This is a genomic window from Catenuloplanes nepalensis, from assembly GCF_030811575.1.
In the GTDB taxonomy this organism is placed as follows: Bacteria; Actinomycetota; Actinomycetes; order Mycobacteriales; family Micromonosporaceae; genus Catenuloplanes; species Catenuloplanes nepalensis.
Genome location: NZ_JAUSRA010000001.1, coordinates 1,171,368 through 1,185,528 on the forward strand (window position 1 = coordinate 1,171,368; position 14,161 = coordinate 1,185,528).

The 14,161-nt window shown below is 69.9% G+C and carries 8 protein-coding genes; 4 read left to right on the forward strand and 4 right to left on the reverse strand.

Annotation, left to right across the window (positions count from 1 at the left end):
• Nucleotides 1–191: 191 nt before the first annotated feature.
• Both J2S43_RS04950 and J2S43_RS04955 read right to left on the reverse strand, forming a co-directional pair.
• Nucleotides 192–665: an aspartyl/asparaginyl beta-hydroxylase domain-containing protein gene (locus J2S43_RS04950; protein ID WP_306827362.1), complete on the reverse strand. Its 474-nt coding sequence runs from the start codon at nt 663–665 to the stop codon at nt 192–194.
• 450 nt (nt 666–1,115) lie between these two features.
• Nucleotides 1,116–2,495: an NsdA family TPR-like regulatory protein gene (locus tag J2S43_RS04955; RefSeq protein ID WP_306827363.1), complete on the reverse strand. Its 1,380-nt coding sequence runs from the start codon at nt 2,493–2,495 to the stop codon at nt 1,116–1,118.
• Nucleotides 2,496–2,876: 381 nt separating this feature from the next.
• Here J2S43_RS04955 and J2S43_RS04960 point away from each other — a divergent pair, with 381 nt between their 5' ends.
• Nucleotides 2,877–5,108, forward strand: a complete 2,232-nt coding sequence (locus J2S43_RS04960; RefSeq protein ID WP_306827364.1) for an AMP-binding protein — start codon at nt 2,877–2,879, stop codon at nt 5,106–5,108.
• Here the strand turns inward: J2S43_RS04960 and J2S43_RS04965 are convergent.
• Entirely contained in the window at nt 5,089–5,496 is a 408-nt protein-coding gene (locus J2S43_RS04965) for a hypothetical protein (protein WP_306827173.1), read from the reverse strand. The two genes, J2S43_RS04960 and J2S43_RS04965, sit on opposite strands and share 20 nt — an antisense overlap.
• Nucleotides 5,497–5,507: 11 nt before the next feature.
• The gene (locus J2S43_RS04970; RefSeq protein ID WP_306827174.1) at nt 5,508–6,338 is read right to left on the reverse strand and encodes an IS5 family transposase; all 831 of its coding nucleotides are present in this window, start codon (nt 6,336–6,338) and stop codon (nt 5,508–5,510) included.
• A 180-nt stretch (nt 6,339–6,518) separates the two neighbouring features.
• On the opposite strand from J2S43_RS04970, the gene J2S43_RS04975 reads away from it, so the two are divergent.
• From J2S43_RS04975 to J2S43_RS04985, 3 genes are all read left to right on the forward strand, one after another.
• Nucleotides 6,519–7,532, forward strand: coding sequence for an AMP-binding protein (locus tag J2S43_RS04975; protein WP_306827365.1), 1,014 nt, complete (start codon nt 6,519–6,521; stop codon nt 7,530–7,532).
• A 79-nt stretch (nt 7,533–7,611) separates the two neighbouring features.
• Nucleotides 7,612–8,937, forward strand: coding sequence for a M20 family metallo-hydrolase (locus J2S43_RS04980; RefSeq protein WP_306827366.1), 1,326 nt, complete (start codon nt 7,612–7,614; stop codon nt 8,935–8,937).
• 288 nt (nt 8,938–9,225) lie between these two features.
• Nucleotides 9,226–14,151 (forward strand): FkbM family methyltransferase, encoded by a 4,926-nt coding sequence (locus J2S43_RS04985; RefSeq protein WP_306827367.1) that lies wholly within the window; start codon nt 9,226–9,228, stop codon nt 14,149–14,151.
• The last annotated feature ends 10 nt before the right edge of the window (nt 14,152–14,161 follow it).

Here is a 14,161-nt window from a genome sequence, read left to right on the forward strand (position 1 = left end):
TTGCGGATTTTGTCGCTTAAGCACTGTCCGCCAGTTCTTGCCAAGAGCAGTTCCGGATCGCGAAGTTTGTCGCCCTGGACACAAATTGGCAGTGACTATGTTCATCGGCCAGCCGCGGACACCGGCGCCGTCTTCACCGGAGCGGTTGCACTGGCGATGGGAGGGGCCCGGCCGTGTCCCGATGTCGCCGATCAGGCGATGCGGGTCTCCTGGTCGGCCAGAGCGATGGCCAGTTGCAGCCGCGGCTGCTCGGAGGCGTTGAACGCGGTGTGCTCCAGCCGCGTGTCGAAGACATAGACGTTCCCGTCTGCCGGCACGTGGTGCATCTGCCCGCTGGCGGTTGTCAGATAGCAGAACGGGTTGGTCGCCAGAGCGACGTGCGCGCGCGGCGAGGTGTCGGCGTGCATCGTCATCACCTTGCCCGGCGCCAGCGACCGGACCCGCATCCGGCCGACTGCGAACGGCAGCTTCTGGTAAAGCTCGTAGAAGCTGGTGTCCTTCAACTGGTCGTTAAACGTGCTGAACTCGGCCTCGGCGAAGCGGCGGCGACCGGTCGTCAGGTCGTACTGGGTTTCCGCCCCGTCCCGCAACGGATCGGCGGCGCCCGGCCGGTGGGTGAAGTTCACGACGGTGGCACCGCTGCCGGCTTCCCCACCAAGATTCATCGTCGATGATCCGCTGGTAGTCCGATAGCAGTCGGTCTACGTCGAAGCCCAGCTCGTGCACTGCCATCAGGAACGGCTTGGTCCGGGCATCGGCCTCGCTGGCATCCATGGCTTGTCCTTCCGATCAAGGTAGGTACGAAGGCGCCGCCCGATCCCGCCGCGAACGCAGGGTGCCACGGAATCGGCGAAAGGCCGGCGGTATGCGGGTAACGTCCGCCCGCGATCAGACGCGAACGTTGGCTGGCGGATCCTGCCGTACGGGCTCAGCCGACGGTATCCACGACCGCGCACCGCGGGCTACTGCCAGCAGGGGGTCTCACCATGAGAGCACCCGGGTGCCCCTGCGTAGCTCTACGTCCGCGTGATGACGTGCGCGCCCGTGCGGCAACGAACCGACCAGGTTGTCGCCCGCCGAGCCCCTGTGCGTTATGCGCCGACCGGCGGCCGGGATTAGGCCGTCTCTCCGCCCAGGCCCTCGATGTGCCGGCCGAGGGCAGTCAGTCCGTCGCCGAGCGGCAGTGCGCGTTGTGCCGTGCGCCAGAACCCCTGGAGTCGGTCGGCGACCCGGGCCGAGCTCATCGACTCCGGCCTGGCCAGCTCGCAGGCCCGGGTGCCGAACATCAGGGCATCGTCGAGATCACCCATTAGGGCGCTCGCGGTGGCCAGCGAGATCACATCGAACACGTAGGACCGGCCGCCCTCGGACGAACGCAGTCGCACCGCCTCGCGGGCGTGTCCGGCCGCCTTGTCCAGGTACCCCCGGCATTGCTCGTGCTGGGCCAGTTCGATGTAGACCAGCGCCGACATGCCGTGCGGGTCAGCCTCGGCCAGCGCGAACCGGCACCACTCGGGCGCCGTGTCCGGGTCGGCGGCGGCCAGTTCGGTGGCAGCCCGGCGCATGCTGTCGCGGACATTGGCCTCCTGGCCCAGCATCGCGTACGCCCAGGCCATGTTGGCGTGCAGCACGGCCGAACTGACGGTGCAGCGCGCCTGCTGGGCCAGCATCTGCCCCAGACCGAACATCTGCAACGCACCCCGGGGGTCACGCTGGTGCAGGCTGATCCGCCCGAGGCGATAGAGCACGTTGGCCATCAGCGGGAACGCGTTGGCCCGCCGCCCGAGCACTAGGCTCTTCACCAGATGACGGCGGGCCAGATCATGCAGGTCGAGGTCGTGTGCCGACCAGCCGATCAGATTGTGCAGATCGGCCAGCGCGGCGGTCAGCTCAATCCCTACCTCCCGCGGGATCCGCGGCGCCGACATCAGACGCGAGGCCAGCCCGATATAGCCGCGGGCCGAATACAGGCAGGCGCCACCACCGAGCTCGGCGTCGAGTCTGCGATGCAGCGCCGTCACCGCACGCAAAGTCGCCACATCGTTCGCGGTGACCCGCTTGGGCGGTGGCAACGATTCCGGCGTGGGCAGCCAGCGGGCGGTGTCGGCAGGGATCGCCCCCACCGCGATGGCCGCGACAGCACCGAGCATCTCTTGGGTGTCGAGCTCACCGCGATCACCGTGCGGGGCCGGGCCGCGCAATGCGGTCGCGACATGGTCTCGGCCTAGCCCCATGTAGTGCCGTGGAATCTTCAGCCCTTCTGCGATCCGGTCGAGCACGTCGTAGTCGCACACCACCCGCTGGCGGGAGGCGATCTCCGATATTCGCCCGGCGCCGATGCGGGTGAGCGCCGACAGATACACCCAGCTGAAGCCGCGCCGATGCAGGAACCCGAAGACCGCGGCCATGTCATGACGCGCCAGGCTCGACCGTAGCGGCACCTCGCCGCAGGATGCCGTGCTCCACCACTGAGGATCGATCTCCGGTGCGGCCACATCGTCTCCCTCGTCCGGCTTAGAAGGTAGCGGCCATACGATCGGACTGTCACTATCTGTCTACTCACGGTGAGAAACCCCCGGGGCTGAGCTCACGATCGGCCTCAGCCGGGCCAAGGCAGTGGGCGGCCCGGAGGCCTGCGCAGATGCGGACCTGGGCCGTCGCAGCCGCCCGCACGGAGATCCCCATTAGGCAAACAGCAGCCACATAATCAACGGCTCTCGATGAATGGTCATCGCGAGACGAGTACCCTGCACGACTCGACAGCGAGCCCGAACGGGCCGCACAGTGGCCCGAGAAACTCCTGCGGCCAGGCACCTTGCTGCCGAGGCCGTCCAGCCTGGGCCCCGCGCCCAGGCCTGCCGACAGAGGGGGAACGCGTGCCGCACATCGACGTACCCGGCCCGGTCTGCCCGTCAGGGGGGCTCGCCGACCAGCAGCATCCTTCCGGCGTCGGCCTCGAGACGATCGTCCTCAAACCGCTCAGCGATCTCGAAGCAGCCCAGGTTCTGGCGACGCAGGCGCGATCCGGCCCGCGATATCTGGCAGCCGGCACCCCGCTGAGCCATCCTGTGGACCTTCATCGCGTACACGATGCTGTCCGGGATCTGACATTAACGCAGGCGGTGTTGCGGACTGGCCTGGCGGCGGCCGCCACCGGCGAACCGCAGTGGCAGATTGGCGCCGAGGCGCACATCTGTGCCGAGGTCCTGCCCGCGATACCCGGCCGAAGCCCTTACGCCATCCTGCGGCGGGTCGTGCTCGGCAGCCGAATCACTCTCGGACCCGCCCCACTGGTCCGCATCGTGATCGTCGACGCTGCCGACGGCGTCCTGATCTGTACCGTCGCGCACCCCGCTCTACTCGACCGCGGCCACCTGCTGCGGCTGCAGGCGCAACTCGTACGGCGGATCGCCCGGCCCCAGGACACCGCACCGCAGCACGACGGAGCCGACCGGCCGCAGGACGCAAGCCCCGATGCCGCCGCCGATGCCGCCGAGGTGCAACCGGCCCAGCCGGCGGCTGCGCCGACTCCGGCTGGCAGCTACGGGATCCTGGACCACACCGGTGCCGAACCGCTGGCTGGCTGGGCCACCACCCCGGACGTGCTGATGGCCGATGCCCTAGCCGGCGCCGACACTGGGCCCGGATGGCATCAGCGCAGCGTTCCCAGTTCCTTGGTGCACCGGCTACGCAAACGGGCCGATGCTGCCGGGCGCACGCTCGGAGATATCCTCCTGGGTGCGCACGTCAAGGCGTTGGCCCTGGCCACCGGTCGGACGGCGGTGACCGTCATCGCCGGCCCGCTCACCTGGGCGTCCTCGGCCGCCGCGGAGCCAGGCGACGACGGCGTCCGGGGAGCGGACACGACGGCGGTCGCACCGGTTGTATTCCAGCTCGCTGGCACAACCAGCTGGGACGATCTGATGGAGCGTTGCCGGCCGGCGCGGTGGCAGATGTCCGAGACGCAGGACCGGAATCGCATCGGCCCCGATCGCTCGTCGGTCGCCGACGCTGCCTTCTCGTTCGTGCACGGCCCGGCCGGCACCGTCGTGCACACCCCGTCCGACGCGAGCGTGCAGCTCGAGTTCTGTCTCACCGACGGAGACCGGATGAGTATGCGGATTGCCGCGTCCGATGCCGCCCGGCAGGGAACTCTGGCCGAACTGGCTCGGCTGCACCTAGCCACGTTGGAACACTGCCTTGACGGGCAAGCCGAGCACCGCGCTTTGCCTGCGCTGGACGCTGCCCTGCGCGAGCTGGTGATCCGCCGGTGGAACGGGGTGCAGCGCGACTACCCGGCGGATCGTTGTGTGCATCACCTGTTCGAGCAGCAGGCCGAGCGCACCCCGCACGCGGCGGCCGCCGCCGACGACAGCGGCACCATGCTGACCTACCGGCAGCTCAACCTCGCCGCGAACCGGCTCGCCTACCGGCTGCAGGACTGCGGTCTGCGGCCCGGCGGCCTGGCCGCGATCGCCGCCTGTCGCTCGGCTGGCCTCGTGGTGGCAGTGCTGGCGGTGCTGAAGACCGGGGCCGCCTACCTGCCCCTGGACCCGCGCCAGCCCAGAGACCGGCTGCGCTACCTCCTGCAGGACTCCCGCGCCGACCTGGTCGTCGCCGACGAGCGCTACCGCGACCGCATTCCCTGCGGCCACGTTCCTATCGTGCCGCTCGACGCAACCGGCCCGCTGCCAGCCGGCGCCGACGACAACCCCCGCACCCAGGCCACCCCCGGCGACCTGATGTACCTGATATACACCTCCGGATCCACCGGCATCCCCAAGGGGGTTCAGGTGCCGCACTCCGGCGTTTTGAACTACCTCGGCTGGTGTGCCGAGACGTACGCCGGGCGCAGTTCGGGAGGCGCCGCCCTGTTCTCTTCGGTGGCCTTCGACGCCGTCGTGCCCAACATCTTCGTCCCGCTGCTGCGCGGGCAGCGGGTGTACGTGCTGGACGAGACGCTGGACATGGACCAGATCGCGCAGAGGCTGGCCCGGCAGAGCCCGTTCAGTTTCCTCAAACTCACCCCCGGCCAGCTGGCTTTGCTCGCCGCGCTGCTGAGCCCGGCTCAGAGGGCGGTAAGGGAGGTTACGTCCGTTTCGGGGTGAGGGTGAACAGTCCGGGTTCGGTCTCGGTCACGAGTTTGTGGTGGACCAGGCGTTTGAGCTTCGCGCGGGTGCCTTCGACGTGTGCCGGTGTGGGTTCGATGTCGAGGGCGAGGCAGATGCCCTTGGCGCGGATGCCGTCGGGTGCGGTGCCGAGGATGGTGAGGATCTGCTGGTAGGCGGAGCTGATCACGATCGGTTCCTCGGCGGTGAACTGGGCCGCGGCGATTGTTTTCAGGGTGGTCCGGGTGGTGGCGAGGTCGGCCAGTTCACGGTCGGTGCGGTCCAGTTCGGTGGTGAGCGCGCTGATCTGCTCGCGCAGCCGCTGCGCGGTCTGCGTCGCGGTGGTCTCCTGCGCGGTGATCAGGTCGAGGATCGTGTCCAGGTGCATCAGCGGGCCCGTTACCGGTCTCGCCAGGTCGGGGTGCTGGTCCCGGTCAGGCGGCGGGCCATGTTCGCTATCGATGCCCAGAGCGTGCGGGACACGCTCGATTCCGGGCGGCTCTCGTACTCACGCGCCAGGCGGCGGTGCAGCATCAGGGTGCCGTAGACCTGCTCGACGATCCACCGCTTCTTCACCGGCACGAACCCCGGCATCGTGTCGGAGCGTTTGACGACCTCGACGTCGATACCTGTCACGGCGCCGTGGACGGCGACGTCCTGTTTGAACCCGGCGTCGACCATGGCGAGGGTGACGGTCGGGGCGTGCGCGGCGACCTTGTCCAGCAGCCGAATCCCGATGACGTTGTCGGTCACCGACGCGGCGGTCACGACCACGGCGATGATCAGCCCGAGAGCATCCACGGCCAGGCCCCGCTTACGGCCCGGAACCTTCTTCCCCGCGTCTTTGCCGGTCGTGGCAGCCGGGACGTGGTTCGCGGCCCGCACCGACTGGGTGTCCAGCACCACCATGGTCGGGTCCTCGGCCCGGCCGGCCTTCTGCCGGGCCTGGCACCGCAGCAGATCATGGATGACCGCGTCGGTGCCGTCATCACGCCACAACGCGAAGTAGTAGTAGACCACCGGCTTCTGCGGCAGGTCATGCGGCAGATACGCCCACTGGCAGCCGGTCCGGTTCTGATACAGGATCGCGTTCACGACCTCCCGCAGATCCTGCTCACCGGTCCGGCCCGCGACCGACACCCGCCCCGCCCGCCACACGTCCAGAAACGGGCCGATCAACGCCCACTGCGCATCGCTGACGTCACTCGGATACGGCTTCCGATCACCCATGAACAGGCCAACACCCCACCCCGGCCACGGGACGCGACCAAAATTCACCCTTCACGCCATCGAGTGATCACTATCTGTCATGAACCCGCAGAACGATCTCCAAACGGACTCAACGCATAGATCAACCCAAAGGATCTCGAACCACCCTCTCAGGCCGCCAGGCTGGCCGGCACCCTGGTTGTGGGCGCCGACGCGTTCCCCGCCCGGACCCTGGCCGCCTGGCGAGCCCTGGACCCGCACACCCCCGTGCTCAACGAATACGGCCCCACCGAGGCGTCGGTCGGCAACTGCGTGTACCGCATCGAGGGCACGCCGCCCGCCGAGATGGTACCGATCGGCCGGCCCATCCCCAATACCAGCATGTACGTGCTCGACCAGGCCGGCGATCCGGTGTCGGTCGGGGTAGCCGGCGAGCTGTATATCGGCGGTGCCTGCGTGGTGCGCGGCTACGCCGGCCGTGAACAGCTGACCCGGCAACGGTTCTTACCTAACCCGTTCGCCGGCGCCACGCACGCGGTGATGTACCGCACCGGCGACTTGGGTCGATGGCTTCCATCCGGGCAACTGGACTTTCTCGGCCGTATCGACGATCAGGTCAAGATCCGCGGGTATCGGGTCGAGCCGGCCGAGATCGAAGCGGCGCTGGTCCGTCACCCGTCGATCAGCGCCGCCGTGGTCACGGCCGACGGCCCGGACCGCACCCGGCTGACCCTGACCGGCTACTACGTTGCCGCGCGAGCACTGAATCCCTCGGACGTGCGCGAGCACCTGAGCGCCCTTGTGCCGGACTATCTGATCCCGGCGCAGCTGATGCAGATCGACGCAGTCCCGCTCAACGCCAACGGCAAGGTCGACCGGCCGGCCCTGCCCACCCCGGCCCGGCCGGCCACGCCGGCGCAGCCGAACGCCAGCCCGAACGCAACCGCCGCCGCGGCGAATGCACCACGGCCCAGCGCGGACCCGGACGCGATGGCGGTCGTGCTGGCCTGGCACCGCGTCTACGGCACCATCCCGCACGCCGGTACCCGCGTGCGAGAACCATCTGCCCCGGCTGGTCGGCTGCTGCGCTTGGCCGGGGTGCTGCACCAGGACACCGCCCTCGGACTGGACGCCTTGCTGGCCGCCGTCGCCGGCAGCGACACGTTCGTCCATCTGTGCGCAGCCGTCGCGGCGGCACGCGCCGGCTCCGGCTGACGCAGCCGAGCAACCGCGCCGGGCGAGCGCCCGGCCAGCCCTCGCCTACGGCACTCGCCGCCGAACCGGAGGATGAGCCATGACCCGCCCCCCGTTCGTGACCGCCTCACACGTCGCTGCCCCGATCGCCACTTCGACCCCGGTCGTGCCGGGACCCGGCGCGCCGGGGGAACCAGAGGTCAACGGGCCGCGCCTGCTGGAACTGTTGCGGGACCTGGCGGCGATCGGCCGCGACCCGGCCGGCGGAATCACCCGGCCCGGCTTCAGCGCGGCGCTCGTCGAAGCCACCACCGCGGTCGCCGCCGCCGCCCAAGAAGCCGGGCTCATCGCCCGCATCGACGCGGCCGGCAACTTGCTGGTCAGCCGGAACCCGGTTCCCGCCGACCGGCCGGTCCTGCTGATCGGATCTCACCTCGACACCGTGGTCAACGGCGGCTGGCTCGACGGCGCCTACGGCGTCGCCGCCGGTCTGGAGGTGCTGCGCACCCTCGCCGAGCACCGCATCGGCACCGGCGGTTTCGAGGTTGCCGTGGTGGCCTTTGCCAATGAAGAGGGCGCGCTGTTCCCGCAGGCGTTCTGGGGATCGCTGGCCCTAGCCGGACATCTGAATGCATTACCGGCCGATCCGACCGGCTACCACGGGCAACCCCTGCGGCCAGCGCTGGCCGCCGCCGGGGGAGACCTCGACGCCCTCCCGCAGGCCAGCTGGCGTGCGTCGCAATTGGTCGGCTATCTCGAGATGCACATCGAACAGGGCCCGGTCTTGACCGGCGACGGTGTCGCGATCGGCGTCGTCGACGCGATCGTCGGACGTACCCTGCTGCAGGCCGAACTGACCGGCGTCGCCGGACACGCCGGCACCACCCCGATGAATCGGCGCCACGATCCGCTGCCGGCCGCCGCCGAACTGGTGCTGTTCACCGCCGCCCTCCCGTCCGGGCAACACTGCCAGGTGGCCACCGTCGGACGCCTAGAGGTCACTCCCAACTCGGCCAACACCATTGCTGGCACCGTACGGATGACGGTCGACCTGCGTGACGCCGACCCCGGCCGGCTCGACAACGCCGAACGGCAGACGCGCACCTTCACCGACGACCTGGCTCACAGGCACGGCCTGAACGTCACCTGCACGCGGCTCGCCGCCTCCCGGCCCGCCCGGATGGACCCCGGACTGCAGGATCAGATCGCGGCCGCCGCCGCCGACGCCGGGCTCAGCCATCTCCGACTGACCAGCGGAGCCGGACACGATGCACAGATCATGGCAACACGCACCCCCACCGCAATGATCTTCGTGCCGAGCGTCGGCGGTGTCAGCCACGTCCCGGACGAAAACACCGACGACGACGACCTCATCCACGGCGCCTGCGTGCTGCTGCGCACCGTACGGCGGCTGGCCGCCCGATGAACGATCCCCGCCTCGTCATTCGCGTCCGCTGGGACGTTTATCCTCGCGCGTCCCACGACGACACGTCTCACGGTGCACGCCCACGTAGTTACTCGACACCGCCCAGCAAACCACGCAGAGTGTCTGGCATGCATTGATGGGTTACGTACGCCGCCGGACACCGGCCGTGTCCGGACCCGACGGCCACCCGGCCCGGCCGGGCCGCGACCATCAGGCCGCGAACTAGCCGACCGGTATCGACGGCCGCAGGAAGGCGCCGAAACGTTCAGCCGTCCCGAAGGAGAACGCATGAGCGTCGATGCGGCGCCCCGACCGGAGTCGGCAGTGCAGCACGAGAAGGAATTTCTCTCCTCGCCGGTGCTCAGTGCTTGGCGTTCCGCCTTTCCCGAGCCGGGAGCCCCCGGCGGCCCACCGGCTATCGCCGGGCACACTGTCTGCGGCCTCGAGCAGTGGCGGCAACTCAGCCGCGAGACCGAGCCGTATGAGCTGGCCCGCACCGTTCTGGCCGTCACGCTGGCAGTCAACGCCGGCACCCCGCAGATCGCGCTGACCACAACCGGCGCAGACAGCGGCGCCAGTGGCCTGCGGACCTTGCAGATCGACCCGGACGCCACCCTGACAGGCCTCGCCGGCAGCTGGTGCGAGCGGACCGCGGGCGGCGAACTGCAGCAGCGGATCGAAGCCGCCTTGCTGCCGCACCTGCAATGGACCGGCAACGAAGAGGAGACTGGGACGGCGCCCGGCACTGCCGGAAACCAGACAGACGAGGCGCCCAGTGTCGGACCGCTGTCGTGCGAGATCACCACCACGGCCGACGGCATCGGCTGGACGCTGCGCGCCCGGCCCGACATCGCCTCCCGGGCCGCCCTGCGCGCTCTACTCGAACAAATCCGCAGCACCTTCGAGACACTCACGATAAGACCGGGCACGACCGTACGCGAGCTGGCCGGGCGGTTGCACAGTCTCGACCGCACGATCGCCGTGTTCGGCGAGCCCGACTTCAGCGCCGGCCGTAGCGCGCTGCACGCCTGGGGGCAGGCTGTCGGGATCGGCGTCACTGCGATCCGCGTCGAACCCGAACAGATCCACGGCCGCACGAACACCCCGGACAGCTCCTGGCCCCGACCACAGCAGCGCCGCGCGAACCTGCTGGTGCTGGCGCCGGACAGCTGCCCCGCCGCGCAGCCAGCACCACATCCCGAACTGACGGCGATCCTTCCCGACGGCCGGCCGATCGCGGCGTTGAACACCAACGAAACCCATGAGCTGTTCGACGAGATCGTCGTGCGGCGACGCTATCTACGCCATGGCCTAGACATCGCCGACGGTGACCTGGTCGTAGATGCCGGCGCCAACATCGGCATCTTCGCCCTGTTCGCCGCCGCATCCGCCGCCGGGGTGCAGGTAGCGGCCTTCGAACCTGCCCCTGCCGTCGCAGACCGGTTGCATGCCAACCTCGACGCCTACGGCATCAACGCCACGGTGCACCGTGCGGCGCTCGGCGCAGCCGCCGGAACCCGGACCCTGACCTTCTACCCGCACTCCACCCTGCAGTCAGGCTTCCACACCGACGCCGGGGCGGATCGCGCCGTAGTCCGCCGCTACGCCGGCGCACAGGCTCGCCGCCGCGCTGGGCACGACCGGCAGCTCGCCGACGAGCTCTCGCATCTGCTCGAGCCAGCGATCGCCGGCACCACCGACGCACCGCAACAGATCCAGGCTCCAGTCGTACGGCTCTCGGACGTCATCTGCGACGCGAAGATCACCACGATTGGCCTGCTGAAGATCGACGTGGAACGGGCCGAGGAGGACGTCCTCGCCGGGATCGACGAGCAGCACTGGCCGATGATCCGTCAGGTTGTCGCCGAGGTTCACGACATCGGCGGGCGCCTCGCTCGCATCACTGCCCTGCTGCAGCAACGCGGCCTGCACACCGTCGTCGAGCAGGACGAGATGTTCGACGGCACCGAGATTTTCATGGTGTACGCCCGCCGGCCCGGAACATCGCCGCGGCCCCGGTGGCTCACCGACGGGCTCGAGACCGCCGAACGCTGGCGCCGCAATTCACCGGACCCGCTGTACGTGACCGCGTCGATCCGTAGCCGTCTGCAGGGCGCCGCCCACCTCGAGCTGCTGCGCCGCGAGAGCAGCACAGCCGGCCTGCACTGGATTGAACCGGCCACCGCAGAAGCCAGCACCGAGCCGCCACTGGCCTGGGCCGAAGGTGTGCTACGTGAAATGACTGCCACGCAGCGGTCGGTCCTCAAAGCACTGGTCGTCGACGCCGACAACTTGCTGTGGGCCGGTGTCTGCGGCGAGATCGGACCGCAGAACGTCACCGTCACCGGGCCCTACCTGCAGATCCAGCACCTGCTGCTCGAACAACGGCGCCTGGGCCGGCACCTGTGCCTGTGCAGCCGCAACAACCTCGACGACGTGCACGCCACGTTCGCCGCCCACCCCGAGATGCCGCTGCGCCTGGACGACTTCGCCGTCGTACAGGTCGGCTGGGGCCGTAAGTCGCAGGCCGTGACCCAGATCGCCGACACCCTCGGCTTCGCCCCCGCCGCCTTGGCCTTCCTCGACGACAGCCCGGCCGAACGCGCCGAGGTCGCTCTCGCTCACCCGCAGGTGACCGTCGTCGATCTGCCGGACGACCCGGACGGCTTCCCGGCGGCGATCCGCGCCACCTGGCAACTGCAGCCCGCAGCAGGTCTCACCGACGAGGACCGCGGCCGCGCCCGGATGCTGGCCGAGGAAACCCGCCGGCAGGCTGCCGCCGCGCAGCTGAGCACCACCGCGGACTTCCTGGAATACCTCGGCCTGCAGGTAACTGTGGAGCATGCCGCCGAAGCCGACGCCGAACGGATCAGCCAGCTGACTGCCCGGACCACCCAGTTCAACATGGCGCTGCGCCCGCGGCCCCCCGCCGCCATCCGGTCCATGATCGCCTCCGGGGCGAGTCTGTTGACGGTCCGGGTCAGCGACCGCTTCGGCGACTACGGCCTGGTCGGCGTCCTGAGTGCCGAACCGTCCGGCAGCACCCTGCACGTGCAAGACATGCTGCTGAGCTGCCGGGCACTGGGCCGCAACGTCGAATGGGCCATGCTGCGCGCGCTCGGGGAACTTGCCTCCAGCCAGGGCTTGACCACCATCACCATCGACACCACCCCCGGGCCCCGCAACGTCCCCGCCCGCGACTTCCTCACCGCCGCCCTCGACCGCTACCCGGCCCCCGGCATCACCGGCGGCCTGGTGGACGCGGCCGCCGCAGCCACCCTGCCCTGGCGGCAAATCGACTTCCGGCGGGATCCCCAAACCGCCGCGGCCGTGACTACAGCCACGATCGCGACCTCCGAAGACACTGAGGCCACCCCTCCCGCGGCGGCAGCCCCGAACCGCCCAAAGTTGCCGGTCGCCGACCAGCCGATCTGGCCGGTCTCCACCGCCGCCGCGCAGGACGCCGCCCGGACCCTGCGCCGTCCGGGCACACCGGTGTCCGCAATGTTCAGCCCACCGCAGGGAACTCAGGAAAAGGACACCGCCCACCTCTGGGAGAACGTGCTCGGCATCGCCCCGATCGGCCGACACGACGACCTGTTCGTCCTGGGCTGCGACTCGGTGACCATCGCCTTGATCTGCGCTTCGATGCGCCAGGGCGGCATCGCAGCCAGCTTCGCGGACCTGATCGAGCACCCGACCGTGGCCCGGCTCACCGACCACCTGACCCGCACCCCGCCCGAGCAGCCCACACCCCCCAGCCCCGTCCCGCAACCGGGCTCAGCGACAGCAGAGCCGCCCAGGCCGGGACAACCGGACCGGCCACCGGCCGAGGGGCCGGTCGGCCCGCGCGATGACGCTCTCCTCGCCTCCGGCGGCCAGCAGCGCATCTGGGCGGCCGAAGCCATCGGCGGACGCGGCAACGCCCAGATCATCCCGCTCGTGCACCGCATCACCGGCCCCCTTGACATCCCCCGGCTACGCGACGCCCTGAACTTCACGATCGAGCGACGCGATGCGCTACGCAGCGTTCTGATCGAACACGACAGCCAGCTCATCCTGCAAATCAACCCCGCGACACCGATCGACTTGCCCGTCATCGACCTCACCGATCCCGCCACCGACCGGGCACAGGCCATCGACGCGGCGGCCCGACAGTTCTACGCTCGCCCGTTCGCCCTCGACCGCGACCCGATGCTGCGCAGCACCCTGCTGCGGCTCGGCCCCCGCGACTACCTGCTACTGACCGCCGTGCACCACAGCGCCGCCGACGGATTCTCGACCGACCTGATCCTCCAGGACATCAGCGCCGCCTACACCGGCGGACCGGCGCCGGCAACCCTGCCCCTCGCAGGAGCCTTCGCCAGCTACGCCCGCCGGGCCGCGGCCGTCCGGCAGGACGACGAACTGCGCCAGCGCGCCGACCGGCGCCGAGCAGCGCTGCCCCGCTTTAGCGCACCCTGGTCCGGATCGAGCGGCATGCCGGTCGCCGCCCGCCATGTCAGGACGCCGCTGAGCGCCGCCCTGACCGCGGCCGCCGCACACACGGCCCGCACCCACGCCACCACACCCCTGAGCGTATACCTGGCCGCCCACCAACTGCTGCTCGCTGCCCTCGGCGGAGCGCGGGACATCATCACCGGCTGCCCGGTCGCCGCACGGGAGGACCAGGACCTGACCGGCACCGTCGGATTCATCGCCAACCTGGTGCCAGTCGCCGCCCACATCGACGACACCGACAGCCTCGGCGACTACCTCGACACCACCGCCGACCAAGTCGCCGCCGCCCTGCGCGACGCCGACATCCCGTACGCGATCCTGAGCGCCGGACACTCCCCGTCCCCAGCCGGCTTCGACACCCTGTTCACCCTGCAACCGGAACCAGCCCACCCGCTGACCGTGACCGGCTGCGCAGTCAGCAGCAGCGAACCCGCCATCTGGCCGCTGCCCTACTCGCTGATGGTCGACGTCCAGCAAGGACCGGCCGAGGCCAGTCTGCTGGTGCGTTTCGACGCCCACGCGATCCACCCGGTGCCCCCGGACCAGCTCACCACTGCGTACCCGCTGACACTGGCCGCACTGTGCACCCTGCCCGGCATGCGTATCGGCCAGTTCCGGCAACTACTGAACCCCCACCGCGACGCCGCCGGCCTGATCCGCGACCGCCTGCACCGCGCCACCGCGACGCCGGACGGCAGCCGCTCACTGCCCTAAGCATGAGCCG